Genomic DNA, 26,624 nt, shown 5'->3' with positions numbered 1-26,624 from the left:
TCAGGTCTTGGTGGAAGCGGCACGCTTCCGAATGGGCTTGGGTTGCTCGCGAATCCGAGCGAGCGCGACATCGGCGGGCTCGTCGTTTGGATCTTGGTCAACGAGTTCACCGTTGAAGGCGGCGCGGAGGAGAGACCGGCGGAGTGCCGCCGTTCGGGACCGGGAAATCACGATACTGCCTGCAAGCCGGTTCTCAGCCTCTCGGTACTGATCGACACGAGCGATCAACTCGGCCTGCCGCGACCGTGGAGGCACCGGGATCGAGATTCTTTTGAGCTTTGACACGCTCAACGTATGAAGCCCACTGCTTGAGCTCGCCACATTGCTGAGATTCGAACGATTCTCAGGGGAGTTCCATACTGCCTCTAAATACCGCGGGTCGAGATCCTGTGATGGGCGGACGCGTATCAGGTGGTTCTGATGTACACAGTTTCCGATACTTCCATCCCACATACAGGCACGACCGATCTGCGATGGGCTTCCGTTGCCCTCGACCACGAGCAGGTCTCCAGTCTGTAAGCTCAAACGGTTGAGTTCGTCGCCGAACAGCTCGATTCGATGTACGTCGCCGAGGTCCAGTCCCCTCGCAGTCACATTCGCCACCCGCAGGAAAGGGTAGGCGTTGTCCTTCGGAGCGCGTTTCGGTTGCTTCTGAATTCCCCCTTGTATAGCGGCAACTTCTGCCAGCGGACGCAATTCGCCGTCGCGACACTCACCCAAGACGGCACCAATCAGTACATCGAGTCGTGTCTGGCTGGCCCGCAATATCGCTTCCGCGGCGTCGATGCGCGATAAGCGATCATCGAGTTCCTCGACTATTCGGAACTGCTCGTTGAGCGGAGGTAGCGGCAGACGAATCTTTCGGAGTTTCGTCACACTCAGCGTATGGAGTCCGCTGGTCGAACTCGCTACCCGAGTCAGCTCCGATCGAATGTTTGGCGAACTCCACATGTAGCCTAGAAACCGTTCGTTCACTAAGTGACCAGGTCTAACCCTGATGAGATGATTCTGATGCACGGCATCCTCGATCGATCCGTCCCACAACGCCGCTCGACCAATCTGGCTTGCGCTTCCATTGCCCTCGACAACGAGTAGATCACCTCGTTCAAGTCGGTACCGTTCGAGTTCTCCATCGAAGAGTTCGATCGTGTGGACCTCGCCAAGGTCCAGTCCGTGTGGCATAACGTTCGCCACCCGCAAAAACGGGAATGTGTTGTGCGCCGGTATTCGTTTCGGTTGTTTCTGAATACCACCTTGGATTTCAGCAATCTCATCGAGGTTCGCGAGTGGGAATCTCACGCTGTCAACTCCCTGCTCAACTCATCCAAGAACTCCTGCGCCTCCTCCAATGTGCGGACCGAAAAGTCCTGCGCGAACCGGTCAACGCCGCCCAACGAGGACAGAGGATGCCGGTCGAGATCGTCGACATCGACCCCGATGCTCGTCTTAACCACATCGACAATCGAAGTGATCCAACGCTTTTGCTGCTCTGAATAGGCGACGCCACGGCGTTCCTGCTCGGTCAGCCATGCCGCCAACCTGGATTCGACCACCGATGCAAACGGCGAAATCTTCTCTCCCCCTGATTGTTTCGATAGTTCATGGCGCAGGATCGTCACCAGGTCGGGTACGTCGACCTTGTGTTTCGGATCGGCGAGCTCGCCCAGTTCGGCATAGGAATGCCACAGTGCCTCGATGCTGCCGATCGCCGGCACCCGGGCGACCTGCTCGGCCAGCGCCTTGAGATCCCGGTAACTCGGGCGCGCCGTCTCGCTGCCATGCACCACCTGCAGGGCGGCGATCTCATCACGATGATCGTCGAGGTACTGCCGGAAGCTGGCGACGCGGTCTCGCGACGATTCGGCGTAGCTGAAGCGCTCGGTCGACAGGACGGAGTCCTTGTTCCCCTGGTCGTACAGCAGATCCTTCGCACGGCGGATGTCGAGGATGCGTTGCCGCAGTTCCGGATTGGTGGTTAGCGGTGCGACACCGTCATCGATCTGCGCGCGCACAGCGGCATCACCGCCACTGTCCTGCGCGGCGATGATTGCATCGTTGTCGCTCGCGGCTGCGATCCGCCGGGCGATATCGCGCAGCGACGTGTCGCCGGCCACCGCGGCGATCTCGGTGTCCTCATCCGGTTTAAGTTGCGATGCAAGGGCGGCCAGTCGCACTGCCAAGGTGGATGCCTCATCGGGGGTGAGTGTCATCCGTCCGGCTTTGGCCAACAACTGTTGCAACGACACGCTCGGCTCGCGCTCCATCGGGGTGGCGTCCACGAGAGGGGAGTCAGTGACACCGACCGCATCGACGATGACGAAGTGGTCTTTGGTGAACCCGGGCCGGGCGTCCGGGGTCAGCGCGGCGTAGTCGTCGACGCCAATGATCCGCGCTCCGCGGCCCTTCATCTGCTCGAAGTACACCGCCGACCGCACTGACCGCATGAACATCACACATTCGATGGCGCGGACGTCGGTGCCTGTGGCGATCATGTCTACGGTCACGGCGATGCGCAACGTCGGGCTGTTGCGGAACTCAGCCAACCGGTCCTTCGGGTTCTGTGCGTTATAGGTGATCTTGGTGGCGAATTCGGCGCCCTCGTTGAAGACTTCGCGTACCTGCTGGACGATCTCGTCGGCGTGCGCATCGGTCTTGGCGAAGATCAGCGTCTTGGGGACCGCCGACCGGCCCGGAAAGATCTCGTTGTACAGCCGTTCCTTGAATGTAGTCAGCACGGTTCGCACCTGGTCCTCGGCGATGACGTCGTAGCCGAGCGCGTTCCCGGTGTAGGCGTAGTCCTCGTCGAGTTCCTCGTAGCGTTGTGCGCGGGTTTTTCGATCACGGATCGGTACAACCGTTTTGGCGTCGATGGTGCCGCCGCGTTCAGTGATCGCGGTGCGGATTCGGTACACGTCGAACGGAACGTTGACCCCGTCGATCACCGACTCCTCATAGGTGTACTCGCTGATCAGGTTCTGATCAAAGAATCCCAGTGTCTGCTTGGTCGGGGTGGCGGTCAGGCCGATGATCGGGGCGTCGAAGTAGTCCAGTACGGCGCGCCAGCGGCCGTAGATCGAGCGGTGGCATTCGTCGACGACAATCAGGTCGAAAGTCTCGGGAGGGATCTGAGGGTTGTAGGCRACATCGACCGGCGCGGTCTGCTCGTCGTCCCCGTCGATGTCGTCGTCTGCCTCGGGTAGTTCCTGGCCTTGGAGCAGCATGTAGAGGCGCTGAATCGTCGAAATGGCGACGTTTGTGGAGCCGAGGACGGTACGACCCGACAGTCGCTGGACGTTGTAGATCTCACCGAACCGGCGGCCGTCATCGCGCGGCACGTAGTTGTCGAACTCCGCTTCGGCCTGCTCGCCCAGATTGTTGCGGTCCACGAGGAACAGAACTTTCGAGGCACCGGCATGCTTGATTAACCGATAGGCCGACGTCACGGCCGTGAAGGTCTTTCCTGCGCCGGTCGCCATCTGTACCAGCCCGCGCGGTCGATTGTGTTGCAGTGACTTCTCGATGCCGGTGACGGCCTGGATCTGATTGGGGCRCAATCCTTCCGGATCCAGTACGGGCAGTTGGAGCACGTGCCCCCGGAACGTAGGTGCGTCCGGGCGGGCTTCGGCGGAATGCATCCAGGTACGGACGGTTTCGGGCCGCGCAAACGCGAACACCTCCCGCGACCGCGGTTTGGGATCGAGCAAGTTGGTGAACCGGGTTTCCGCGCCCGTCGCTTCGTAGCAGAACGGGAGGGGTTCGTCGTCGCGGCGCCAGGCCACCAGCTTGTGTTCGGGTCGCAGCCCTTGGGCGTACTTCCGTGTCTGGGCTTCGACACCGGTCAGCGTCGTACCCTCACGTTTGGCTTCGATGACGCCGACGATCTTGCTGTCGACGTAGAGGATGTAATCGGCGAACCCGGTCGCCAGATGGAACTCGCGCACTGCTACGCCGAGTCCGGCGGCGGGATTGATCTCGCCGAAGTCCTGCACCGCCCACCCCGCAGCGCGGAGCTGCTTGTCGATGACGCGGCGTGACTGCACCTCGTTCAAGGGTGGTCGCCTGCGGAAGGCTTCGACAAATACCTTTGGATCAGTCTGCTCCGCTGGGGTATCAGTGACCGAAGCGACCGCATCCACGCGGATCAGCTCGGCGATCTGCGCCTGCAGGTCGGCCATCGAGGCCGACATGGTTGCCTCGACGGCCCGAAAGCGGGCCAGTTCTGCCTCGGCGGCCCGGCGTGCCTGCGCTTCCGATTCCTGAGCGGTCCGCGTCGCTTCCAGGACGGTGAGTGTTTCGCTCAGCTCTGCACGCGATTTGGCCAGGGTGGCTTCGATGTCGGCGACGGCAACTCGCTCGCCTTCGCCGGAGGCCACCGGCGGTGACGGCGGCTGCGGCGCGACGAAGCTGCGTGCGGTCCGGTCTTCAGACACCGCCATCCGGAGCAGATTGCCCAACTGCCAGCACTGTTCAAGGGCAGTCAAGGCCGCACGGACATCGAAAAGATGCGTGTGGGTCGCTTCGTTGCCCGATTTCCTGATGTGGTGAAAGGCATTGGCCGTCTGCGCAGTCAGGACACCGGCGCGTTCGAGCGCGATGATTCGATCCACCTGCCGCTCGCCGTCATACCGGGTGCGGGTGCGAACCACCAATTGCTCCGCGAGTACTTCGCCGAACTGCCGACACTTCACCAACGCGCCGTTCGGATCTGAGTAGACCGACGACTCTGCGCCGGCGCCGTAAACCGCCAGCAGCGGTTCGATCGCCGCGAGCGAGCCGAAGTTGGGTGACGTGCTCGCAACCTTCACGAGGCGGGGATCGAGTTTGATCACGACCGTCCTCTTTCGACGCTATATCTGCAGCAGGTCTTAGCCGGTCGACAGTACCGGATGCGCATGACAGACCTAGGCATTCAAGCCAGCTCAAGAGCATGCGCCACCGAGTGTGAAACGTCCGCGGAGAAGTCGCCGTGACTTCGCAGACGATTCACACTCGGGGGAGCCTCAGACGTCCCGTCGCCGGCCGCGAACTGCTGGCGCTCGGAGCGGACGTAGGCGCGGCGGGGCGTCCCGGATCAACCGGAGGGCCGTCGGCGTTTTATCTGTTCAGTGCGGCGGCGACCTCGTTTCTACCGGTCGCCTCGGCGACCAGCCTGGCCTCGATACCGCGGCTTCGGCCTGCTGATCTACGCGCACCGCGTCGGCGGCGGGCTTGCCACCATGGCATCCCGCCGGGAGCACTGGTTTCGCGATTTTGAAGCACACCCCGACAGCGGGTATCGTGGACCAACGGTGCGGCTTCCGTGCCGACTCTTTGCGTGCCTGTCTTGGAACCTTAACGATTTCGTTGATCCGGCTCACGTGCTCAGTCGGTGGCGCGGCCGTGCCGAGCCGAGGGCGCACAGGATACGAAAACGAAGGCAAGGATCGCTAACACAGTATGGCCAAGAAAGACGGTGCCATCGAGGTCGAGGGCCGTGTCGTCGAACCTCTGCCCAATGCGATGTTCCGCATTGAGCTGGAGAACGGACACAAGGTTCTGGCCCACATCAGCGGCAAGATGCGGCAGCACTACATCCGCATCCTGCCCGAGGACCGCGTAGTGGTGGAGCTTTCGCCCTATGACCTGTCCCGGGGTCGCATCGTGTACCGGTACAAGTAACACGCCTCTCAACTGCAACAACCACTACCTGTGGCGGGCGCTCATGTGCCCGTCACAACGACCAAGAAGGATCGCGAAGCCGTGAAGGTGAACCCGAGCGTCAAGCCGATCTGCGACAAGTGCAGGGTGATCCGCCGGCATGGGCGGGTCATGGTGATCTGCTCGGATCCGCGGCACAAGCAGCGGCAGGGTTAGTCCCAGCCAAAGCAACGCAGCGTCCAAGCAAGCAGCACCACCCACAACTGAATGCAGACCTCCCAGTACCAGTGAGCGGATTCGCTGCTCACTACACGCCCGGCACGGAGGCCGGGCCCCGCCAAGACGGGGAACGGACTGGGAACAGACCTCCGCATAGAGAAGGAATCACTGCCTGATGGCACGTCTCATGGGCGTCGATCTCCCGCGTGACAAGCGCATGGAGATCGCGCTGACCTATATCTACGGCATCGGCCGTACCCGCTCCCAGGAAATCCTGGAAGGCACCGGCATCAGCCGGGACCTGCGCACCAAGGACCTCACCGACGATCAGGTGAGCCAGCTGCGCGAATACATCGAAGGCAACCTCAAGGTCGAGGGTGACCTGCGCCGCGAGGTCCAGGCCGACATCCGTCGCAAGATCGAGATCGGCTGCTACCAGGGCCTGCGCCACCGTCGTGGCCTGCCCGTGCGTGGACAGCGCACCAAGACCAACGCGCGTACCCGCAAGGGCCCGAAGCGCACCATCGCCGGCAAGAAGAAGGCCAGGTAACCCCGGATGGCACAGGCAAAGAAGGGCGGCACCGCCGCCAAGAAGGGTCAGAAGACCCGCCGCAGGGAAAAGAAGAACGTCCCGCACGGCGCTGCTCACATCAAGAGCACCTTCAACAACACCATCGTCTCGATCACCGATCCCCAGGGCAACGTCATCGCCTGGGCCTCGTCGGGTCACGTCGGCTTCAAGGGTTCGCGTAAGTCGACCCCCTTCGCCGCACAGCTGGCCGCCGAGAATGCTGCCCGCAAGGCGCAGGAGCACGGTGTAAAGAAGGTCGATGTCTTCGTGAAGGGCCCGGGTTCGGGCCGCGAGACCGCGATCCGTTCGCTTCAGGCCGCAGGCCTCGAAGTCGGCGCGATCTCCGACGTCACTCCGCAGCCGCACAACGGCTGCCGTCCGCCCAAGCGGCGCCGGGTCTAGGGAAGAGGATTTAGACAATGGCTCGTTATACCGGCCCCGCGACCCGCAAGTCGCGTCGCCTCGGCGTCGACCTCGTCGGCGGCGATCAGTCGTTCGAAAAGCGTCCCTATCCGCCCGGCCAGCACGGTCGCGCGCGGATCAAGGAAAGCGAATACCGCACGCAGCTGCAGGAGAAGCAGAAGGCTCGCTTCACCTACGGCGTCATGGAGAAGCAGTTCCGCCGCTACTACGAAGAGGCCAACCGCCTCTCGGGCAAGACCGGCGAGAACCTGCTGCGCATCCTGGAAAGCCGGCTGGACAACGTCGTGTACCGCGCGGGCCTGGCCCGCACGCGTCGCATGGCCCGCCAGCTGGTCAGCCACGGCCACTTCACCGTCAACGGTGTGAAGGTCGACATCCCCAGTTACCGCGTCTCGCAGTACGACATCATCGATGTCAAGGACAAGTCGATCAACACGCTGCCCTTCGAGGCTGCACGTCAGGCCGCGGGCGAGCGCCCGATCCCGGGTTGGCTGCAGGTTGTCGGTGAGCGTCAGCGCATCCTGGTGCACCAGCTGCCCGAGCGGGCACAGATCCAGGTGCCGCTCACCGAACAGCTCATCGTCGAGTTCTACTCGAAGTAATCGTGTGACCGTCCCAGGTCACGGTGGCCTGGGACACCCAGACGGCATCAAATAGCGGGTGCCGAGAAGGAGATAGAAACACCATGCTGATTTCACAGCGACCCACACTGTCCGAAGAGGCGTTGGCCGACAACCGGTCTCGGTTCACCATCGAACCGCTGGAGCCCGGTTTCGGTTACACCCTCGGCAACTCGCTGCGGCGCACGCTGCTGTCGTCCATCCCGGGCGCAGCGGTCACCAGCATCCGCATCGATGGTGTGCTGCACGAGTTCACCACCGTCCCCGGTGTGAAGGAAGACGTCACCGACATCATCCTGAACCTCAAGGGTCTGGTCGTGTCCTCGGAAGAGGACGAGCCGGTCACCATGTACCTGCGCAAGCAGGGCCCGGGTGCGGTCACCGCCGGTGACATCGTGCCGCCGGCCGGTGTGACGGTGCACAACCCGGATCTGCACATCGCGGCACTGAACGACAAGGGCAAGCTCGAGGTCGAGCTGGTCGTCGAGCGGGGCCGTGGCTACGTGCCCGCCGTGCAGAACAAGGCTTCTGGTGCCGAGATCGGCCGTATCCCGGTCGATTCCATCTACTCGCCGGTGCTCAAGGTGACCTACAAGGTGGAGGCCACCCGCGTCGAGCAGCGCACCGACTTCGACAAGCTGATCCTCGATGTCGAGACCAAGAACTCGATCAGCCCGCGGGACGCCCTGGCGTCGGCAGGCAAGACCCTGGTCGAACTCTTCGGTCTGGCACGGGAACTCAACGTCGAGGCCGAGGGCATCGAGATCGGGCCGTCGCCGGCCGAGGCCGACCACATCGCCAGCTTCGCGCTGCCGATCGACGACCTCGACCTGACGGTGCGTTCGTACAACTGCCTCAAGCGCGAGGGTGTGCACACGGTCGGCGAGCTGGTCTCGCGCACCGAGTCCGATCTGCTCGACATCCGTAACTTCGGCCAGAAGTCCATCGACGAGGTCAAGATCAAGCTGCATCAGCTGGGTCTCTCGCTCAAGGACAGCCCGGCMACCTTCGATCCGTCCGAGGTTGCCGGCTACGACGTGGCCACCGGCACCTGGACCGGTGACGCCGGCTACGACCTGGACACCGACCAGGACTTCGCCGAAACCGAACAGCTCTAAACAGGGCACAACCCCCGGGCTACGTCAGCCCGGGATCCGTCCCGGTCCTACCTGATACGGGGATCGGCCACATTAGGAGATAGTCGCAATGCCCAAACCCACCAAGGGTCCTCGCCTCGGCGGGTCGTCCTCGCACCAGGCCGCGCTGTTGGCCAACCTGGCCACCTCGCTCTTCGAGCACGGCCGCATCAAGACGACCGAACCGAAAGCACGGGCGTTGCGTCCGTACGCGGAGAAGCTGATCACCCACGCCAAGAAGGGCACGCTGCACAACCGGCGTGAGGTGATGAAGAAGATCCGCGACAAGGATGTGGTGCACACCCTGTTCGCCGAGATCGGTCCCTTCTTCGCCGATCGTGAGGGTGGCTACACCCGGATCATCAAGGTGGAGGCACGTAAGGGCGACAACGCCCCGATGGCCGTCATCGAGCTGGTCCGGGAGAAGACCGCGACCTCTGAGGCCAACCGTGCTCGCCGTGCGGACGCGTCCCAGAAGGTTGCGGCGGCCGCCGCCCCGCAGGCTGCAGTCGAGCCTGAGGCCACCGAAGGCCCGACCGCCGACGAGGCTGTCGAGGAGACCACCGAGGCGCCTGCCGACGAGGCTGTTGCCGAGGAGACCACCGAGGCCGAGGCCGAGGACAAGGCTGACGACGCCAAGTAGCAACGGAATGAACAAACCCGCCATCGACTCCGGTGGCGGGTTTGTTCGTTTGCGCTTGGACATCGCCTATGACGGCACCGAGTTCGCCGGCTGGGCCGCCCAGGACGGGCAGCGCACCGTCGCCGGTGTTCTCGAAGAGGCGCTGTCGACGGTGTTCCGCACCCCGGTGATCCTGCGGGCCGCCGGACGTACCGATGCCGGTGTGCACGCCACCGGCCAGGTGGCGCATGTCGACGTGCCTGAGGATGCGCTGGGCCACGCTTACCCGCGCAGCGTGCGGCCGCCGGGGGAGCCCGAATTCCTGCCGTTGACAAGGCGTCTCGCACGGTTCGTGCCCGAGGACGTCCGGGTGCTCGGCATCGTGCGCGCCCCGGACGGTTTCGACGCGCGGTTCTCCGCGCTGCGCAGGCATTACGAATACCGGCTCGCCACAGCGCCATACGGCGCGACCCCGCAGCAGGCCCGGTTCGTCACGCCGTGGCCACGCCCGCTCGACGTGGACGCCATGGTGGCCGCGTCGCGGCACCTGATCGGGCTGCACGATTTCGCCGCGTTCTGTAAGCACCGCGACGGCGCCACCACGATCCGCGAGATGCAACGGCTGGACTGGACGAGGGACGGCGACCTGCTCACCGCCCACGTCAGTGCCGACGCGTTCTGCTGGTCGATGGTGCGCTCACTGGTCGGTGCGCTGCTGGCGGTGGGGGAGGGTCGCCGGGAACCGGCATGGTGCGCGTCGCTGCTCGACGCGACGAAACGCTCCAGCGATTTCGCGGCGGCACCGGCTCGTGGTCTGACCCTGGTGCGGGTGGACTATCCGGCCGATGATCAGCTGGCCGCGCGTATCAATGTGACGCGCGATCTGCGCACCCTCTGAACGGTCAACGAGGGCAAGGGCACTCAGAGGCGCGGCGCCACGAAATCTGCGGCCTGGTTGACCATGCCCGCTTTGATGTACGCCGGCGCCAGGTGATCAGCCCAATACGACTCCCAGTTCTCCGGGTCGGTCGGATTGCAGATCGGATCGTCGCCGTGGCAGAGCTCGATGGTGCGTTCCTGATAGAGCGGGTTGAAGTTCGAGATGGGCCCCACCCAGGCGATCCCGTTGCCGAACAGGGCCACCGCGGCGACCTTCTGGTCGATGCCGGGAGGCAGCGGTTTCTGGAATCCGAAGGCCGCGAAGGGGACCGCGAGCACCACATCGGTCACCGCGGCCCCGAGTGAATAGCCACCCAGAATGAGCCGGGTGTCCGGGCAGTTGGTCGACATGTACTGCGCGCGGGCGCTCATATCGTTGGCGCCGATGTCGATCTGGGTGTCCGCGGGGTACTTCACCGCGTACATCGCCACATTCTTGCCGGTCTTGGAACGCAGGGCGCTCACGAGGGCGTTGCCGATCTGGCCGGCGCCGGGAGATTCCATGCGGCCGCGCGCGAAGATCAGCTCGGCGTCGGGGCAGGACACCGCCCCGGCCGTCGGCAGGAGGGCGGGCGTGGTGAGAGTGGGCGTGGTCAGGGCGGCCAGCACGACGAGCACTGCAGACGACAGCACGGTGAAGCGGCGGACCCGACCCCTCGGCTTCAAGATCACCGCTCCGAGTGTAGTCGCCGGAATTGACGTCTGTGTTGCGAAGTTCGCGGTTACCGCACGCGCGCAGCGGCGAAGTCGGCGGCCTGGTCGATGAGCCCGGAGCCGATGTAGCCGTCCTGCAGGTGGTCGCCCCAGACCCGCTGGAGGTCGTTCAGGTCGTTCGGCAGGCCGCCCGAGCAGACCGGATCCTCTGCGTTGCAGACGTCGATGGTGCGGTCCAGGTACTGCCCGGCGATCTGATGCCCCGGAATCGACTTGGAGAAATTACCGACCAGCACGACGGCGGCGATGTGGCTGTCCATCCCGGGCGGCAGGGGGCGGTTGAACCCCATCCCGGTCTGGGTGGCCGACAGTGCCAGCGCGGCCGACGCCGCACCGAGCGAGTAGCCACCGACGATCAGCCGGGTGTCCGGGCAGGCGCCGGCCATGTACTGGATGCGGTTGCTGATGTCGTTGGCGCCCTGGGGAATCTCGGTGTTGGCCGGATAGTTCACGCCATAGACGCCGATGGGCTGCGGCAGCCGGGCGTTCAGCGCGGCCACGAGATTGTCGCCGAGGCGTCCGACACCGGGCGCCTCGTTGCGGCCGCGCGCGAAGATCAGCTCCACGGGTGCGCACGGTTCGGCCGATGCGGTGGGAACCTGTGCGGCCGGCCCGGCCGTCGTCGTGGCCAGGAACCCCCCGGCGAGGGCCGCTACCGCGGCGACGGTGGCGGCGAACTTACGCGCACGGCGCTTTGCTGGAAGCGTTCGGATAGGCACCTGATGCAGTGTACCGGGGTGCGCTCAGAGCAGACCGGCCGCGAAGCTTGCGGCCTGATCGGCGGGGCCGCCGTCGTAGGCGCGGTGCGCGGCGACGTCGTCGCCGGGGCTGCAGACCGGGTCGCCGAAGTTGCACAGGTCGATGGACCGGCCACCCCATACCGGGCTGGCCGTCAGCGGCAGGCCCACCTTTGCCGACGGGTTGCCGAACGCCACCAGCGCGGCGACGTGCTCGGGCGTATTGGGCGGCAGTGGGGCGTTGAAGCCGATGCCGGGCACCGGCACCGCGGCGATGACGTCGATGACGGCGGCGCCCTGGGAGTAGCCGCCCAGCACCAGTCGCGTGTTGGGGCAGTTGTTCATCATCCATTGGATGTGACCGCTGGCGTCGTTGGCGCCGCCCGCGGCGGCCAGGAAGTCGAAGCTCGCCGGATAGTTCACCGCGTAGGTGCCCACCGAACGTCCGCCGACCTTGTTGCGCAGCGAGTTGACGAAGGCGCTCCCGATGCGGCCCAGGCCCGGATCCTCATTGGTCCCGCGGGCGAAGACGACCTCGATATCGGTGCATCCCTCGGCTTGCGCCGGCGACGCGGGCGTCAGGATCAGTGCACCGGCTGCCGTGGCAGCGGCGGCGACAAGGACAGAACAACGGCGAACAAGATCAATGGCCACGCCAAAGCATAACGCGAAGACGGGCTAAACAAGTCCCGAGTCAGACGCGGCCGGCGATGAACCCGGCTGCCTGCGGAATGAAACCCGATGATTCGTAGTGGGTGTGCGCGAACGGGTTGCGCCCGCGCGAGCAGATCGGATCGCCGTCCGCGCAGAGGTCGATCCCGCGCCCGCTGAACGGCGGTCCCGCTGCGGTCAACGGGTAGCCGAACTTCGCGCCGGCGTTTCCGAATCCGACCATCGCGGCGACATTCCCGGCCAGGTTGCCGGGCAGCGGTGGCGCCGAACCCATGTCGCCGATGCGATCACCGACCGGCGGCAGGCCGACAAGCATGTTGACGATTGCGGCCCCCTGCGAGTACCCGCCGAGCACCACCCGGGTGTTGGGGCAGTTCTGGGCCAGGTAGGCGACACGTCCGGCCGCGTCGACGGCGCCGTCGGCCGCGGTGAAGAAGTCGTAGGTCGCGGGATAGTTGATCCCGTAGGTGCTCAGGGTGCGCCCCCCGAGTTGCGGGCGCAGCGAATCCGCCAGCGCCTGGCCGACGCGGCCGATGCCGGGGGGCTCGCTGGTGCCGCGGGCGAAGAGCAGTTCGACGTCCGAGCACGGCTCGGCGGACGCGACCGGTGCGGGACCGGCCAGGACGGCGAGTGCAGTTATCAATGCGGATCCCAGTGCGGCCGACCGGGCAGCCATCGTGCGCAGCTTCACGATCAACATCTTCACATTCAAAGGTTAGCTACGGCTAATCGGTTGCCCGGCCGACGATTGCACGGGCGGGACGTCGGGCCAATTGGCCTGCGCCACCTGCTCGGTGCGGTCGCCCTGACGGGCAAGTGCCAGGCCGAGCAGAACCACTGTGCCGCCCACGGTCTGAGTGATGGTGATCGCCTCACCCAGCAGCGCCCAGGCGGTGAGCACGGCGAACAGCACTTCGGACAGCCCGACCAGCGAGGCGAACCGCGGGCGCAGTCGGGCCACACCCATGATGCCCAGCGTGTAGGCGATGGCGGTCGGGATGAGCGCGAGCGCGATGACGGGGACGAACCACGGCACCGTCAGTCCGGCCACCACGGCGTTCTCGGCGCTGAAGTGCATCGGCATGATGCCCGATACGCCGAGTGCGGCGACGGAGACGGCGCCGACGACCAGGCCGGCCGCGGCCAGCGTGATGGGGCTCAGTCCGGTGCCGTCGGAGCTCGCCTTCTCCGACATCATGAAGTAGCAGGCCGCGCAGACTGCGGCGGCGAGTCCCCACATCACGCCGGTCGAGTTGATGTGCGCGCCGGCGAAGACGTCGAGTACCAGCGTGATGCCGGTGATTGCGATGGCGACACCGGCCAGCGTCAGATTGCTCGGTCGGCGCCGGGTCCGTGCCCACAGCCAGCCCACCACCAGAATGGGCGCGGTGTATTCGAGCAGCAGTGCCACGCCCACCGACAGATGAGAGACGGCGTTGTAGTAGCAGAACTGGGCGCCCGCGACGGGGACCACGCCGTAGGCGATGATCGTGCGGCGATGCTCCAGCGCCTCACGGACCCAGCCCGGCCTGGCGAAAGTGGCGAAGACGGCCATGGCCAGCGCCCCGCCGGCCAGTCGCGCGGTCACCGCGGCGGTGGGGGTCCAGCCCGCTTCCATGAGCGATTTCGCCAGGGGGCCGGACAGGCCGAACGCGAAGGCGGACGTGATGGCGAACGTCAGGCCGAGCCGGAACCGGCTCGTGGACCGCGCGTCGGTCATCGTCATGAGGCGCTCCAAGATGTAATGAGTAAAATGAATGTTGCTCATGACAATATCGGCGACGGGAGTCATGCGTCAAATGATTTTCACTCATGACACGGAGCTCACACTGCGGGCCGCGTGCGTACTGATCAACAGCGACAGGGTCGACGGCGACGAGCTGGGCGACATCGCCGGACTCGACGACTACCTGGCCGAGTTCGGCTGGACCGGACGCCGCGACCGCGACGACGCGGAACTCGCCGAGGTGCATCGTTTGCGGGAGCGGATCGGGCGGCTGTGGGCGGCCGCTGATGACGAGGAGCGCGCGGTCGGACAGGTCAACGCCCTGCTTTCCGACACCAAGGCCTCGCCCTGGCTGACCCGGCACGCCGAGATGCCGGAATGGCATCTGCATCTGGCCTCGATCCACGACCCGCTGGCGCGCAGGATGGGCGCCGAGATGGCCATGGCGCTGGCCGACCTGATCCGCGGCGGCGAGCTGCGCCGGCTCAAGATCTGCGCGGCACCCGACTGCGAAGCGGTGCTGTTCGACGTGTCACGGAACCGGTCCAAGATCTTCTGCGACACCGGGAACTGTGGGAACCGCCAGCATGTGGCGGCCTACCGGGAAAGGCGCGGGAAAGAGGGGGACTGAAGGTCGTTCACCGGGCGAACGGACAACAAGTCGGCCGCATGGTGCGACAAAGGGCTCAGCGGGTGCAGCGAACCGCCGGGGTCTCTTGGTCCGAGCAGTTCCTTCCATTTCGGCGGATCGAGCTTCGACCCGTTCGAAGCATCACCAAGGCCGTTGTTGGTATCGGACTGCGTCTGATCGGCGTCCGGCGCAGACTTCGACTGATCGGAGTCTGGCCTGCCGGCTCGTGTCGGAGCGCCCGCGACGGGGGTCTCCCTGCTCCACCACTCGGTGCCTGAGACTGAATAAGGTTCTGCAGCAGAAGAATAAAGAGATCGCGGCGCCGGATCGGTGGTCCCTCCGTAGGTGCCGGCTCCGCCTTCGGGTGCATAGGCCGAACCTACCCGGGGTGCGGGCGTCTCATATCCCGGGGCCACCCAAGGTGCAGTCTCCCCGGCATTGGCTCCGGTGGTGGTCTCTGAGGTTCGGCCGCCGTTGTCGATCAGCGGTGGAACACGGTCCTTCTCACGGCGTGACGAGTCGTCGACGGGTGCCGGCGCGGCGCCCCCTGCGGCAGGGGTGCGGAGCGCTTGTTCGAGGAATTGCCGCCAGGCTTGCAGTGCCGTCAGCAGCTGCTGGGTGTGGTCGGCGGGCGCGACTGTCGGCTGAATCGGCGGCGGGCCGAAGGCCGGCGGCATCGGGGTGCCGAACCCGGGGGGCATCGGGGGGATCGGCGGTGGAACGAGCGGCATTGCCGGAGAGGGCAATTGGGGCATCACCGGGAATGCGAAGCCGGGCGCCACTGCTGCGCTCGCGACCTGTTCCAGGTACTGCCGCCACGCTTGCAGATAGGCAAGGAGGTTCGGATCGTGCTGCGGCATGGTCATCTTCGTTCCTCCAGGAATGGCGATGGGAAGCTGGCGCTACTCGGTGGCGAGGACGGGGCGTCCAACGGGTGGGGAAGTGACTGCGCGGCATATCGGGCATCGAGGTTACGCAGCGGACGAGTGTCGGCCGGTTCCCGATTCTCCAGATCGAAGATGTAGCAGTAGTCACCGGCCGGTGTCGGCATCCGGATCGGGCTCGACAAGCTCTGGTCGAGGAACCCATAGGGAAACCGCCAGTCGAGCGTGGTGTTTTCGCGACGATCGGCACCCCGGGTCGCGACCCAGACGTAGTGGTCCAGGATGGCGTTGACCGCGTGACGGCCCGATTCGCAGGCAGCTTCCATGGAGGTCATCCGGGTGAAGGTCTTGGTCCACGTGCCGGCGAAGACGACCGAGTTGTGGTGCACCTGATAACCGCCGTGGCGGGCTTGCCACACGTGGCGCTGCAGCAGATCCTCCAGCCACCACTGCTCGTTCGGCCGGTAGGTCCAGGACGTGCCGTGCGGATTCCAGGGATCGCCGCCGGGACGGTTTGGCCAGTCGCCGACGATCGGTATGAGATAGGGCGTTTCGTTGCGGATCGGGTGACCGGTGTCCGGCGCCAGATGTAGCCCGGTGTCGAGCGTGTACCAGGCGGGCCACGGCAGGATCCCCTCCGGACGGGTCCCGTCGACGGTGGTGAGCGCGTCGACGATCTGCCGCCACACCTCGGTGGCGATCTCGTCTGCGGTGCAGTCGCGGGCGGCCTTGCCGCGGCCGGATTCGTCGCGCAGGTGCTGCGACGCAGTGTTGAAATCGCCGATATCCACCGACAGCACCGAGACGTAGCCATTCTGGGCCAGATTGGGTCGCCGTTCCCACATTCCGTGTTGGTTGATCGAGGACAGCGCCCACTCGGTGCCGGAGTAGTACATGTGCCCGCGCAGCAACTGGAACTCGGTATCGAAGAAGTACTGGATACCACTGAGGGTTTGAAACCGGTCCCACGGCACTCGGCCCATCTGATCCACGGCGTATGGATCTCGCCTCGTGTGCGGCCGGGTGGACCCCGGCTGGAGCGGGCCGTCGGGTGGAGGTGCCGACGTCGTGAAGCCGTCCAGTTCGGCCACCGTGCCCCCGGTGCCGGTTGCGCGCATCGTCGTCGTGATCCGCTCGGCGCCGGGAGCATCGACGGCCACCACGGTGTAGTCCGGTGTCACCCGAGTTCCGTCGGCCAGTGTCACCCGGGCGCGGGGGCGAAGATATGGCGGCTGTGCCGGGTCGACCACGGGCGGATCGATGCTCGCGGCCGCTGCATGCACGAATCGCACACCGAGCCGGACCAGATGGCGATACCAGTGGTCGAACCACGACTCGGTGGTGGGCGCGTTGAGGACTCCGTCGGCCTTGTTGTCGCGGCGGTCCATCTGGAGTTGCAGCTGCAGATAGGTGGTCAGATTGGTGCGGGCGTCGCCCCAACGGGCGTCGAATGCGGCCAGCACCTTGGGCATTTCGAGCAGGTACCGATCGAACTGCGACGAATAGTGGAAGCGACGGGTGCCATCGGCCTGCCGCCCGACGAAGAAGTCGTAGGCCGATTGGTTCTGCAGTTCGGTGGCGCGGCGCGGCGGGCTCGTCACGAGGTACTGCAGCAGCCGGCTCACGAAGTTCTGCACATCGCCGGGCGAGAATCCCAGACTCATGAGTTGTCGAACAACGCTGACGAATTCACCGGGGCTGCGGGGCGCCTCGCGCGGAAACACCAGGGACGGCTTGCCGGCCAGCGTCGTGCCCTGGGTGACAACGCGTTTGACGTTGTCCAGTACCGTCCGTGAACTCGGCTTCCACTGGAGCGCGCCGCCCGGGTCGGTCGTCGGCTCATAGATCGGGATGCGGTTGAACAGATCCCAGGTGTGCAGGTAGTAGGCGGGGAAGAAGCGAAAGCCATGCTCGCCCGCGACGGCATCAACGGGCGGTGTCGGGCGGCCGCGGCAACCGGGAAAGGGACGCAGCTGCGCGCAATTTCCCCCCGTGGTTACGGCTTTCGCGTACTGCGACGCCGCGAGTCCGCCGAGTTTGACCGGCAGATTGCCGCGCTCATCCGCTCGGGCCTCGTACACCGTGACCTCGAAGCCACGTTCGGCGAGTTCCTGCGCTGAGGTCAACCCGGCGATGCCCGCACCCAGCACCGCCACGGTGGGGCGGCGGGAGCTGGACGCTGGGGTGATGATCGGTTCGTTCATCCGCGATCCGCCCGGAGCGCGTTCAATAAGCCGGGTTGTGAGGGTGCCCGCACGGCGGCATGCACGTAGGCCTTGAGCGTGTCGTGGGCTCGCAGGATGTCGTCGAGCGTGCCGTGCACAGTCAAACTGCCCGTTTCCACGGCGCGGTCCAGCGTGATCACCGCGTCGAGCACGTCGAGCACCGTGTCCCGTGACACCTTGACCCGAGTGCCGGCCGTCGGGTCGACGCCATTGGTCACCTCGAGCCGCCGGCTCCCGCTCAGTGAGAAGCATTCGGAGTCGATGTCGAGGCCGACCACCAGAGGTCCGAGGGTGTCTAGCACGATGCGATAGCTGTCCGGTGCCTCGTCGGCAAGGTGGCCGATGGACTGCCGCAGGAGTGCCGAAATACGTTCAGCCATGGAGAAACTCGAATACTCCGGTACCGATGAAGTCGATGTCCTTGCCGTTGATCGACCCTGTGACCGCTGCCGTTCCAGTGGATTCGCAGAGCACAGTGGAGTCGGTGAGGGACATCTCGCTGGGCTGCGCGAGCCGTGCGTAGGACTGCGGCCGGAACTCGACGTGCACGGTGTCACCGGCTCTGCTTGCGGCCACGTCGACGCATTCGGGTACGCCGGGTACATCGCCATCGAGCAGCAATCGCATCGGTGGTGGGAGCGTGCAATCCGCCTGACGAGCGAGCACACCGGAGGTGCGGACCGTAACTGACGCATGGCGGAAGATGGCGGCAGGTTCGTCCTGGTGCCATACATAGAGTGCCTGTGACAGGTAGCGATGTCGTCGCCGGTCGGTCATCCGCAGGAACACCAGCGACCATGGCACGTCCGGATCGCTGGGAAGCACCGTCGCCCATTCCCAGCCGAAGTCGTCGCCCCACCAGAACCGGCCCCAGTTGTGGTCGTGATAGGCGATGTCGTTGTCGAAGCGGTGTTCTCGGTCGCCAATGCGCAGCCACCCGGTGGCGTGCAGGCGTGGTACGAACAGCCAGCTCATCCGGCCCGACCCCACCGGTTGATTGTTCACGACGAAAGGCCGGCTGACCGAGACGAACCAGAGTTCGCCTTTGATGCCCTGTTGGGGGAGGTCGATTCTGAGCTCGTAGCCGTTGCGTCCGATGTGCATGCCGCTGTGGCCGACCGACAGGTCCCCGAGGTTGGCTGAAATGACAAGATCGTCCTCATCGAAACGTTCGATGGCACCGTGCCATTCGTCATCGTGTCCGATGACGATGATCCTGGGGACGGCGCGAATCCGGCCGTCCGGCGCGACCTCGGTGTCGAGGCTGAAGTTGATGAGTACACGGCACTCCTCGGCGTGAATGACGAAGTGGTGCCATTCCTTGAATCCGTGTGGGTTGGCCGCACCGATGGTCGGTGTCCGCATGAAGTCGCTGGCGGCCAGTGACGCGGTCATCGCAACCACCGCGTTGCGTCGGTGGTCGTGCGCACGGTGTTGGTGGCGGCGGTGTCGGTGTGCTGTCCCAGGCTTTCGATGCCGGCACCCATGCTGGCAAGACCCAGCAGCAGGTGCACGAAGTCGTCGGCAGCGCCGGCTGTGACTGCTTCCGGGGCTCCGGCCAGGGTGTGCACCATTCGTCCGATGCTCGCCAGGCCGACCAGATAGCCGATGAAGCTGCAGTCATCGGCAAGTGCGGCAGTGGGATCGGTCAGTGTCATGCGAATCCCTCGGGCCGCAGACGCGCGAGCATGGCGTCGTCGAGGCCCTGCCCGACGACCGCGTCGGCCAGCAACTCGGCCCAGGCGGTCGGTGCGGCATTGGGTTCGGCGGGACCGTCGAGCACGTTGAGGCTGACCGTTTCCCAGACGCGGCGCAGATTCTCCACGGCATCGGAGGCCACCAGGCGATCGCGCAACAGTGCGCCTTCCGGTGTCCGGCCATAGCGCATGCCCTCGGAGACGAGCATGTCGTGAATGCGGCGCGCCGCAGCGGGGTTGCCCAGCACCGCACGGCGGGCACCGAGGAGCAGGTCGAACACTGCCGGGCTCTGTCCCTCGACGTCATCTGGGGGCGCGGGTAACAGTTGCGGTGCCGCGTTTTCGGCGAGGTCGAGGGTGGCTTCCGTGATCCGCTCCAGCTCGGCCAGCACGCCGATCAGGTCCTCGGCGTTCATCGCGTGCGCTCGTGTACGTAGTCGACCAGGCTGCTCAGCATCTCGCGGTGCTGGCTGGGCGGTAGCCAATCCAGCTCGGCCAGCACGGACTCCGCAGCCTCAGCGTGGCGGGCGGCAACGTCGCGGGCATGGCCCAACGAGCCGACCCGCTGGATCATCTCGAAGAGCCACCGGATGTCGTCGAGTGTCTTGGCGTCGGTGTGACGCTGGGCGTGCAGGAATCCGTCGATCTCAGTTCGCCCGGCCAGGGAAAGCTCGCCGCGCCCGGCCAGGCGATCCAACAGGTCGGTGAGGTTGAGTTCAGCGTCCATGGCGGGTCGGCGTCTGCCGAGAATCTGTACGGCGCGTTCGCGCTCACCGTCGGGGAGATTCCGCAGCATGTGCAGCAGCATCAGGGTGCGCTTGCCTTCCCACAGGTCGCCGCCGATCTCCTTGCCGTAGTCTTCGGGATCCCCACGCAGATTGAGCAGGTCGTCGGTGATCTGGAAGGCGGCACCGATATGCCGGCCGAATGCTTCCAACGGGACGAGCCGGCCGACCGGAGCGCCGGCGGCGAGGGCGCCGGCTTGTAGTGGTGTGATGAACGAGTACCAGCTCGTCTTGAGCTCGACCATCTTCAGGTAGTCCGCGTCGTCCAACTGCCACGTATTGCTCTTGACCCAGTCGAGTTCGATGGCCTGACCGTCCACGGTCTGCCTGGTCATGTGGGCGACGGCGCGCAGGATGCGCAGAGCCGGTCCGAGCCCGACGCGTTCGACATTGTCGAGCAGTGGTTGGAGCGTGAGCGACAACATGGCGTCACCGACGTTCACGGCGATGGGGACGCCGTGATCGATGTGCATGGTGGGTTTGCCGCGACGCCACCAGGATTCGTCTTCGATGTCGTCGTGGATGAGGAAGGCGTTGTGATACAGCTCGAGCGTTGCCGCGGTGGGTAGGACCGCTTCGAGGTGCCCGCCGAGACCGAGGCAGATGGCGATCGCCAGCGCTGGCCGTAGCGCTTTGCCGCCGCGTTGCGGATAATCGAGGATCAGGTCGTGCAGGCTGCTGGAGCCTTGTTGCCCGGACCCGTACAGCCTTTCGATCTCACCGTCGCAGGACGCTTTGCACTCGGCAAGGTAGAACTCCAGAAGGTCCCTCGGCGCAGAGAACGACCCCGACTCCGTCTCAGGCAGGGCTGATGTCATTACTTTGGAAGAGCCACGACGATGCCGCCGATGTCCTTGACTCTCGTCGCATAGCTGATGCGAACTCGGAGGTCGACCATGTTGTTGGCGGTGTCGCCGACAACCTCCAGACTTGGGGGCACACTGACGGCGAGATCGACGGGTTCCTCGCCGGGCGTCGCGTCGGCCGCACCGCCGTCTGAAATTCGCTGGCGGCGACCCAGAAAGAGCCCCAGAGCTTTGTCGGCGGCGTCTGCGGGATTCTTGAAATTGTCGACTCGGTGCAGTGAGTTCGCGTTGGCCGCGTCCAGTACCGAATTTCTGATTGATGTCCCGCCTACCAACTGGCAGATTGTCAGGATTCCGCCGGTATCGGTTATCACGCACGATGGTGATCGAAACCCCGCTGACTCGACCATGGCGCGTGCTGCGATGAGCACAAAGAGAACTTCGTTCGGGTTGGGTGTCGGAGGAATGACGTTCGGGAAAATAACGTTCGCCGTGGCTTGCACACGAACTTTCGGAAACACGGCAGCGTCAACCTTCGCAGCGAGTTTCCCCGTGGCAGAGATGATTTTGGCGAGCAGCGAGTCAGGTGTCGGTGCGATCGCTTCAGCCAGTGTCACCTGCACGTCGATTTGTTCGTCAACGATGTCTATCGGTCCTGGCACGGCTGGATTGTTGACTACATCGCTGCGCACCTTGGTCTGGCCCGGATCCCCGGTATCCCAGTGTGGGATCGACTGCCACGCCACGCATGTTCTCGCAAATGTTTCTCGAACCTCTTTATTGGCAAGCGCCAATCGTTCGGCAGTCAAATACATGGTCCCGACCCCCTCGGTGTACATCAATTTTCCCAGATCAGCGTGTGTTTCGCGTCCGCCGATCGAACTATTTCTGTAGCAAGGCGACTTCACCGCCGGGCGGCAACTCTCCTCGCAACGCCGCGTCGCAGTGCGCCATGTGCAGCGTGGCCACCGCATCTCCGGGCAGCAAAGTGCTGCAGTGCTCAAACGATGCACGCGCCCGGTCGAATTCGCCGCAGTCGAACAAGGCAAATGCCTCATCGAATGCGGGCTGCGCAGAGTATTTCGCCGCACGCAAGAGTTGTGGATCCTCGTCGTAGACCTCATAAACGGTCACCGGCCGGCGCCGATTCACCACCATGACCCGTTCCATTCGGCGGATGCGGAACTGCTCTGGATCCGCCAGTTGAGCGTATGTCGCGTCAGAGATGAGCAGGGCCGAGTCGTAGCGTTTGGTGGTGCCTTCGATGCGGGCGGCCAGGTTCACCGCGTCGCCGATGATGCTGAGCACCATACGATTCACGCCGCCGACGAGCCCGAGGCCGACGACGCCGGTGTTGATGCCGATGCCCACCCGAAAGGCATTCGAGCCGAGGGCCAGTCGTTCGGCGTTGTGTTCCTGCAGCGACCGCAGCATCCCGAGGCCTGCCCGCAAGGCGTTGTCGGGACCGGATTGGAACACGGCCAGGATCTCGTCGCCGCGGAGGTCTTGGATCACCCCGTCGGACGCGATGATCGGCAGTTCGACGGCACGGAAGAAGCCGGTCGCAAGGTTGTTCGCCTCAGCGATATCCATGTCCTCCAGCAACGTCGTGTAGCCCCGGATATCGGAGATGAGTACCGTCATCTGCCGCTCGACGCGATGGCCGCTGCGGACGCGGCGGATGTCGTCCAATTCCAAGATGCGGAGCAACTCGTTGGGTACAAAGCGCGATTGCATGTCGAGAAGCGACAGCCGCTGCTCGTCGGCCTCGCGCAGTCGCGCCTCGAGTTGAAAGTTCCCCAGGGGAGCGGCGCACTGGGCGCACACGAACATGACTGCGTCCTCGTGTTCGGGGGTGAAGTTGCGGTCCAGTTCGGTGTGCTCGGCATAGATGACACCGATGACGTTCTCCTGCAGTTTGATCGGTGCGGCAATCACCGACGGCGTCCCGCTGGTGGGGTTGGCCATCACCCGGATCGGCGCGCCGGTTTCGGCGACCCGGCGGACCAGGTCGCGGTCGAACGGCACGTCGGTCCACGGGCCCTCGACCACCGAGGTGACGCCGCCTTCGTGGACCGCGCGGACACCCAGACGTTCACCCTCGCCGGTGAGCCCCACGATCCGGCCGGCGCCGGTCATGTCCGCAACGGTGCCGAGCGCCAGGCCGGCCAAGCCATCACGGGTTCTCGCTGCCGAGAGGGCACGCACCAGCTGGTGCGCTCCGGCAGGGTCGATGCCGGCGGATTCGTCGTGCACCAGATCGCGGCTGAGCAACCACGGATAGGCATGGGCAAGACGTTCCGTACGCACCGTCAACCCCACGCTCTGGAAGCGTTGGTAGGCCGACCGGAGCATGTGCTGGCGAAGCCTGGGCCGGCCGGACCGGGCGTACAGGGTCGCCGCCTCCTCATACGCGGTGGCCGCGATCAAGGGCAGCTGATGCGTCTCGGCCAGTTCGATGGCCTGCTCCAGCAATCGTTCCGCTTTGCGGTGCTGCCCGCGGGCGCTGGCCCATGTCCCCTCGATCAGCGCATATTGAGCGGCGTAGTTGGCCGGTGCATCGGCCGCCCATTTACGGTGCAGGGCAAGGGCCGTGCGCACCGAGCGCCGCGTGGCGCGGTCGTTCGGCGCCGCCTGAATACGGCTCAGGGCGTCCACCATGTGGATGAGCTGCATCACCGGGTTACCGGCCATGCCACCGATATGCTTCAGCGCTTCGTCTGCGACGGCCAGCGCGCCGGTGTAGTCACCAGCCCAGAAATGCAGGCCGACCTTCATGGTGGCGGCCACGCTCAAGCCGACTCCGTCATTTTCGAGCCGGGCAGCGGGAACCACAACGCGTTCGTCGTATCCGCTCTCGCCGGCCAGCAGGAACACATCTTCGCTGCGCCCCATCAGGTTCAGGCAGATCTGTTGCACGGCCTGACACAGCGTGGCGGGCGCGAGTTGCGACCTGATGCCGGGAACGATGGACTGCGCCAGAGCATCGATCTCGGCCAGCGGCCGCCCCAGCCAGAAGGATTGCGAAAGGACCGCTGCAGCTTGGTATCCCGCGAACTCCTGGTCGCCTTGGTCGAGTGCGGGGCCGATGGCCTCGCGAAGCTGGCTCAGGCTCTCCCGGATCGGGTGCCGCCAGTGACGGATGAAGTGCAGGTAGATGAACAACGTGTGTGGGTGCGCTTCGCGGAACTCCTCCCGCTCGGCCAGTGCCAGCGCGACCTCGCCGAATCGTTGACTACCCGCGCGGTCCCCGGTGACCACCAACAGGATCGCGTAGTTCGCGAGCATGAGTGGCGAGGCAGGGGTGTGGCCGTGAGCCAGCGCGAGGTCGAGTTGTTTGCGAACCAGCAGAGGGAAGTAGTTGGGCTGGATGCTGTAGCAGATGTGAAAGAGCTCGCCGAGGATCCGCTGGATCTCGATGACGCGCTGATCTTCGCAGTACCGGAGCGCGAGAAGCCGCTCGTTGCTCCAGTGCCGCATCGTCAGTTTCATGGTCGCCAGGGCAAGGCCCATCCGGGGCTTGCCCGGATTCCGCGGCAACGGTTCACCCAGCTCGTCCAGCGCTTGCAGGCCGGTCTCCAGGGCATCTTGCAGCCGGTTCTGGGCCAGTCTCCCCTTGATCCGCAGGTATGCCACCCGCGCGCGATCGGCCGGGTCGGTCAGGACGTCGTCGGCCTCATCGAGCAGGGTGTGCAGTGCCGGAACGTCGCCGACGAGCAGCGCGGCCTCGGTGGCATCGAGATGCAACTCCCGGCTCAGGGCGAAGTGCGTTTCCCAGCGCCGTTCGCCGAGCAACGACAGACCGTTCCGGCAGTAGTCGAGTGACAGCGGAAAGGACGCCTGTGCACGGGCTTTGCGTGCCGCGCGGCGAAGGACTTCGACGTAGTGAGCGCGTTCGGGACCGTCGGGTAGCCCCTCGCCTCCGATGCCCACGTGCCGCGCGGCCTCGAAGAGTCGGTCTTCGCCGAGTGCGACCAGGCGCCGGCCGATGCGTAGATGCGTTTCCCGGCGTGCCTCTGCGCTGAGTCCGTTCCCGGCCACCTCGGCCACCCGGTCGTGACTGAACCGGTACCGGGCGTCGTGACTGATCGCGTTGGCAATCCGCTGCCCCCGGTGGTCCAGTGCCTCCAATTGGCGCAGTTCGAGCGCCGCCCACAGTGCCTGTGCCACCGCGTCTGGTGGCTGGGCGGCCGCGGCCACGGCGTCATCGAGATCGAATTCTGCACCGATGCACGTCAGCGACCGCAGGACCTCGCGGTCAGGCGGACGAAGCTGATCCAGGTAGCGGCCCATCGACTCGGCGGCCGTCGCCGTGACCTCGATGGAGCTGAGCATCCGCAGGTCCCAGCTGGGATCGCCGGTCACGGCTGTCGGCGTGAGTGCCCCTTCGATCTGGGCGCGGTATAACAGCTGTCGGATCTGGAGTGGGTTGCCGTCGGTCCGGTAGTGGAACTCTGCGGCCACGTCGGAGAGCTCCGCAGTGGGACCGCCGGCCGTGGCCAGCAAGTCGTGGACGTCTGCGCGAGACAGCGGCTCCAGGCGCATCTCGCGCACGTTGGCCAGTGTGATGCCGGCTGCGGCCGGATCGAACTCGCCGGCACGATGCGCACCCAGCATTACGACGTTGCGCGGCGATACCGTCAGCAGTTCGGCCAACAACAGCAGAGAGTCACGATCCGCCCACTGCAGGTCGTCCACGGCGAGCACCACAGGACGGTAGGCGGCCGTCTCGGATATCAGGCGTATCGCCGCACGGTGCAGGCGCCGCCGGGCGTCGGCGGCGTTGAGGTCGGTGATGCGAGAGCGCTCACCGAGGACGGCAGCGAGTTCGGGCACGAGGTCGCCCAGCACGCCGGCCATCGTCGACATCGCGGCGCTCAGCCCGTCGCGCCAACGGTCGCGTTCGGCAGCGGGGGTGGACTCCATGGACCGAACGATCGAGCTCAGCGCATCACCGAGCGCAGCATAGGGAGCCGGCGCGCCGTCTCGGCAGCGCCCGTAGGCGAATATGCAATTGCGGCTTGAGACCTCGGCGCCGAAGGCCTGGATGAGCGTCGACTTGCCCACGCCCGGTACGCCGGCGAGCAAGATGCATCCGCCGCTGTCTCGGCCCGCTTCATCTACTGCTGTTCGTAGATCCGCAATCTCCTGACTTCGATCGACCACCCGCCCGTCGAAGTCGAACACGGGCGTTGTCATGGACAGCGTGCCCGAAGGCGTGAGCCGGACGAAGGCCGTGGAAAGGGAACGGTTGGACCCTGCGCCCGACCGTTTCGAGACGGTGCCAGTTCTGAGTGCATCGCCTGACCGAGACTCCTCACGATCACCGGTGACCTGCTGCGTAGCCGGTGACCGGGATAGTGCGGAAGCTTAACCTCTTCCTCCATCACCGGCTTGGTGTTTTCCGTTGCGCGCGATATCGATGTCGCGGCTCTCGCATCCGGCTAAGTTGATTCAGCGCACTTCGCGACGTTGTCCCTCCTGGAGACCGAACCGCGGACGGCCTTTGAACTCGCAAATAAGTTGCTGTGCAATGCATTTTGGGTGATGCGCGGTTGACCACGTTTCGCGAGATTCTGC

At 65.2% G+C, this 26,624-nt stretch carries 25 protein-coding genes; 9 read left to right on the top strand and 16 right to left on the bottom strand.

Annotation, left to right across the window (positions count from 1 at the left end):
- Together AC1DTF_RS02950 and AC1DTF_RS02945 are read right to left on the bottom strand one after the other, a co-directional pair.
- Window positions 1-1,299 carry a restriction endonuclease subunit S gene (locus AC1DTF_RS02950; protein WP_477472973.1) on the bottom strand — a complete coding sequence of 433 codons (1,299 nt, stop codon included), beginning with the start codon at window positions 1,297-1,299 and terminating at the stop codon, window positions 1-3.
- A complete protein-coding gene (locus tag AC1DTF_RS02945; protein ID WP_477472972.1) occupies window positions 1,296-4,829 on the bottom strand; it encodes a type I restriction endonuclease subunit R in 3,534 nt (1,177 codons plus the stop codon). The genes AC1DTF_RS02950 and AC1DTF_RS02945 overlap by 4 nt, the downstream gene beginning before the upstream one ends.
- Window positions 4,830-5,436: 607 nt before the next feature.
- Between AC1DTF_RS02945 and infA the strand changes: the two genes are divergently transcribed.
- The 8 genes from infA (at window position 5,437) to truA (ending at window position 10,126) form a co-directional block, all read left to right on the top strand.
- Window positions 5,437-5,658: a translation initiation factor IF-1 gene (gene infA / locus AC1DTF_RS02940; protein ID WP_003418601.1), complete on the top strand. Its 222-nt coding sequence runs from the start codon at window positions 5,437-5,439 to the stop codon at window positions 5,656-5,658.
- Between the two features lie 81 nt (window positions 5,659-5,739).
- On the top strand, window positions 5,740-5,853 hold the full coding sequence (gene rpmJ, locus AC1DTF_RS02935; RefSeq protein ID WP_003879483.1) for a 50S ribosomal protein L36: 114 nt from the start codon (window positions 5,740-5,742) through the stop codon (window positions 5,851-5,853).
- 178 nt (window positions 5,854-6,031) lie between these two features.
- Window positions 6,032-6,406, top strand: coding sequence for a 30S ribosomal protein S13 (rpsM, locus tag AC1DTF_RS02930; protein ID WP_057167085.1), 375 nt, complete (start codon window positions 6,032-6,034; stop codon window positions 6,404-6,406).
- 6 nt (window positions 6,407-6,412) lie between these two features.
- On the top strand, window positions 6,413-6,829 hold the full coding sequence (rpsK, locus tag AC1DTF_RS02925) for a 30S ribosomal protein S11 (RefSeq protein WP_019512358.1): 417 nt from the start codon (window positions 6,413-6,415) through the stop codon (window positions 6,827-6,829).
- 17 nt (window positions 6,830-6,846) lie between these two features.
- Entirely contained in the window at window positions 6,847-7,452 is a 606-nt protein-coding gene (rpsD, locus tag AC1DTF_RS02920; protein WP_057167086.1) for a 30S ribosomal protein S4, read from the top strand.
- 83 nt (window positions 7,453-7,535) lie between these two features.
- The gene (locus AC1DTF_RS02915; protein ID WP_057167087.1) at window positions 7,536-8,588 is read left to right on the top strand and encodes a DNA-directed RNA polymerase subunit alpha; all 1,053 of its coding nucleotides are present in this window, start codon (window positions 7,536-7,538) and stop codon (window positions 8,586-8,588) included.
- Window positions 8,589-8,676: 88 nt separating this feature from the next.
- The gene (gene rplQ / locus AC1DTF_RS02910) at window positions 8,677-9,249 is read left to right on the top strand and encodes a 50S ribosomal protein L17 (RefSeq protein WP_477472971.1); all 573 of its coding nucleotides are present in this window, start codon (window positions 8,677-8,679) and stop codon (window positions 9,247-9,249) included.
- Between the two features lie 7 nt (window positions 9,250-9,256).
- Window positions 9,257-10,126: a tRNA pseudouridine(38-40) synthase TruA gene (gene truA / locus AC1DTF_RS02905; RefSeq protein ID WP_057167089.1), complete on the top strand. Its 870-nt coding sequence runs from the start codon at window positions 9,257-9,259 to the stop codon at window positions 10,124-10,126.
- A 23-nt stretch (window positions 10,127-10,149) separates the two neighbouring features.
- Here truA and AC1DTF_RS02900 read toward each other — a convergent pair whose 3' ends face one another.
- The 5 genes from AC1DTF_RS02900 to AC1DTF_RS02880 are packed head-to-tail and all read right to left on the bottom strand — an operon-like array spanning window position 10,150 to window position 14,016.
- Window positions 10,150-10,839: a cutinase family protein gene (locus AC1DTF_RS02900; protein ID WP_082614111.1), complete on the bottom strand. Its 690-nt coding sequence runs from the start codon at window positions 10,837-10,839 to the stop codon at window positions 10,150-10,152.
- Between the two features lie 50 nt (window positions 10,840-10,889).
- Window positions 10,890-11,600 (bottom strand): cutinase family protein, encoded by a 711-nt coding sequence (locus AC1DTF_RS02895; RefSeq protein WP_477472970.1) that lies wholly within the window; start codon window positions 11,598-11,600, stop codon window positions 10,890-10,892.
- A gap of 24 nt (window positions 11,601-11,624) precedes the next feature.
- Window positions 11,625-12,272, bottom strand: a complete 648-nt coding sequence (locus AC1DTF_RS02890; protein ID WP_057167091.1) for a cutinase family protein — start codon at window positions 12,270-12,272, stop codon at window positions 11,625-11,627.
- 40 nt (window positions 12,273-12,312) lie between these two features.
- Entirely contained in the window at window positions 12,313-12,990 is a 678-nt protein-coding gene (locus AC1DTF_RS02885) for a cutinase family protein (RefSeq protein ID WP_477473019.1), read from the bottom strand.
- A 15-nt stretch (window positions 12,991-13,005) separates the two neighbouring features.
- Window positions 13,006-14,016, bottom strand: a complete 1,011-nt coding sequence (locus AC1DTF_RS02880; RefSeq protein ID WP_477472969.1) for an EamA family transporter — start codon at window positions 14,014-14,016, stop codon at window positions 13,006-13,008.
- Between the two features lie 73 nt (window positions 14,017-14,089).
- Here AC1DTF_RS02880 and AC1DTF_RS02875 point away from each other — a divergent pair, with 73 nt between their 5' ends.
- Window positions 14,090-14,647, top strand: a complete 558-nt coding sequence (locus AC1DTF_RS02875; RefSeq protein ID WP_057167092.1) for a CGNR zinc finger domain-containing protein — start codon at window positions 14,090-14,092, stop codon at window positions 14,645-14,647.
- On the opposite strand, the gene AC1DTF_RS02870 is transcribed toward AC1DTF_RS02875, so the two are convergent.
- The 9 genes from AC1DTF_RS02870 to AC1DTF_RS02830 form a co-directional block, all read right to left on the bottom strand.
- Window positions 14,614-15,513, bottom strand: coding sequence for a hypothetical protein (locus tag AC1DTF_RS02870; RefSeq protein ID WP_477472968.1), 900 nt, complete (start codon window positions 15,511-15,513; stop codon window positions 14,614-14,616). The two genes, AC1DTF_RS02875 and AC1DTF_RS02870, sit on opposite strands and share 34 nt — an antisense overlap.
- A complete protein-coding gene (locus AC1DTF_RS02865) occupies window positions 15,510-17,735 on the bottom strand; it encodes an FAD-dependent oxidoreductase (RefSeq protein WP_477472967.1) in 2,226 nt (741 codons plus the stop codon). Before AC1DTF_RS02865 ends, AC1DTF_RS02870 begins: the two co-directional genes overlap by 4 nt.
- Window positions 17,732-18,136 carry an SCP-2 sterol transfer family protein gene (locus AC1DTF_RS02860; protein WP_477472966.1) on the bottom strand — a complete coding sequence of 135 codons (405 nt, stop codon included), beginning with the start codon at window positions 18,134-18,136 and terminating at the stop codon, window positions 17,732-17,734. The genes AC1DTF_RS02865 and AC1DTF_RS02860 overlap by 4 nt, the downstream gene beginning before the upstream one ends.
- Entirely contained in the window at window positions 18,129-19,151 is a 1,023-nt protein-coding gene (locus AC1DTF_RS02855; RefSeq protein ID WP_477472965.1) for a hypothetical protein, read from the bottom strand. The genes AC1DTF_RS02860 and AC1DTF_RS02855 overlap by 8 nt, the downstream gene beginning before the upstream one ends.
- Window positions 19,148-19,414, bottom strand: coding sequence for a hypothetical protein (locus AC1DTF_RS02850; RefSeq protein ID WP_057167096.1), 267 nt, complete (start codon window positions 19,412-19,414; stop codon window positions 19,148-19,150). The genes AC1DTF_RS02855 and AC1DTF_RS02850 overlap by 4 nt, the downstream gene beginning before the upstream one ends.
- Complete coding sequence (locus AC1DTF_RS02845) at window positions 19,411-19,869, bottom strand: hypothetical protein (RefSeq protein ID WP_057167097.1); 459 nt, start codon at window positions 19,867-19,869, stop codon at window positions 19,411-19,413. The genes AC1DTF_RS02850 and AC1DTF_RS02845 overlap by 4 nt, the downstream gene beginning before the upstream one ends.
- The gene (locus AC1DTF_RS02840) at window positions 19,866-21,056 is read right to left on the bottom strand and encodes a polyprenyl synthetase family protein (RefSeq protein WP_477472964.1); all 1,191 of its coding nucleotides are present in this window, start codon (window positions 21,054-21,056) and stop codon (window positions 19,866-19,868) included. The genes AC1DTF_RS02845 and AC1DTF_RS02840 overlap by 4 nt, the downstream gene beginning before the upstream one ends.
- A complete protein-coding gene (locus AC1DTF_RS02835; protein WP_477472963.1) occupies window positions 21,056-21,859 on the bottom strand; it encodes a hypothetical protein in 804 nt (267 codons plus the stop codon). Before AC1DTF_RS02835 ends, AC1DTF_RS02840 begins: the two co-directional genes overlap by 1 nt.
- 67 nt (window positions 21,860-21,926) lie before the next feature.
- Complete coding sequence (locus AC1DTF_RS02830) at window positions 21,927-26,231, bottom strand: AAA family ATPase (RefSeq protein WP_477473018.1); 4,305 nt, start codon at window positions 26,229-26,231, stop codon at window positions 21,927-21,929.
- Window positions 26,232-26,624 lie beyond the last annotated feature (393 nt).

Source organism: Mycobacterium sp. P4_H6, from assembly GCF_056400845.1.
Note: the sequence above shows the minus strand (reverse complement) of the source record. Positions and strands in the feature narration are given on the sequence as shown.

Coding starts and splice junctions, on each gene's coding strand:
- infA (WP_003418601.1), top strand. CDS start 5,437: ATGGCCAAGAAAGACGGTGCCATCGAGGTCGAGGGCCGTGTCGTCGAA.
- rpsM (WP_057167085.1), top strand. CDS start 6,032: ATGGCACGTCTCATGGGCGTCGATCTCCCGCGTGACAAGCGCATGGAG.
- rpsK (WP_019512358.1), top strand. CDS start 6,413: ATGGCACAGGCAAAGAAGGGCGGCACCGCCGCCAAGAAGGGTCAGAAG.
- rpsD (WP_057167086.1), top strand. CDS start 6,847: ATGGCTCGTTATACCGGCCCCGCGACCCGCAAGTCGCGTCGCCTCGGC.
- rplQ (WP_477472971.1), top strand. CDS start 8,677: ATGCCCAAACCCACCAAGGGTCCTCGCCTCGGCGGGTCGTCCTCGCAC.
- truA (WP_057167089.1), top strand. CDS start 9,257: ATGAACAAACCCGCCATCGACTCCGGTGGCGGGTTTGTTCGTTTGCGC.
- AC1DTF_RS02885 (WP_477473019.1), bottom strand. CDS start 12,990: ATGTTGATCGTGAAGCTGCGCACGATGGCTGCCCGGTCGGCCGCACTG.
- AC1DTF_RS02880 (WP_477472969.1), bottom strand. CDS start 14,016: ATGACGATGACCGACGCGCGGTCCACGAGCCGGTTCCGGCTCGGCCTG.
- AC1DTF_RS02875 (WP_057167092.1), top strand. CDS start 14,090: ATGATTTTCACTCATGACACGGAGCTCACACTGCGGGCCGCGTGCGTA.
- AC1DTF_RS02870 (WP_477472968.1), bottom strand. CDS start 15,513: ATGACCATGCCGCAGCACGATCCGAACCTCCTTGCCTATCTGCAAGCG.
- AC1DTF_RS02865 (WP_477472967.1), bottom strand. CDS start 17,735: ATGAACGAACCGATCATCACCCCAGCGTCCAGCTCCCGCCGCCCCACC.
- AC1DTF_RS02860 (WP_477472966.1), bottom strand. CDS start 18,136: ATGGCTGAACGTATTTCGGCACTCCTGCGGCAGTCCATCGGCCACCTT.
- AC1DTF_RS02855 (WP_477472965.1), bottom strand. CDS start 19,151: ATGACCGCGTCACTGGCCGCCAGCGACTTCATGCGGACACCGACCATC.
- AC1DTF_RS02850 (WP_057167096.1), bottom strand. CDS start 19,414: ATGACACTGACCGATCCCACTGCCGCACTTGCCGATGACTGCAGCTTC.
- AC1DTF_RS02845 (WP_057167097.1), bottom strand. CDS start 19,869: ATGAACGCCGAGGACCTGATCGGCGTGCTGGCCGAGCTGGAGCGGATC.
- AC1DTF_RS02840 (WP_477472964.1), bottom strand. CDS start 21,056: ATGACATCAGCCCTGCCTGAGACGGAGTCGGGGTCGTTCTCTGCGCCG.
- AC1DTF_RS02835 (WP_477472963.1), bottom strand. CDS start 21,859: ATGTATTTGACTGCCGAACGATTGGCGCTTGCCAATAAAGAGGTTCGA.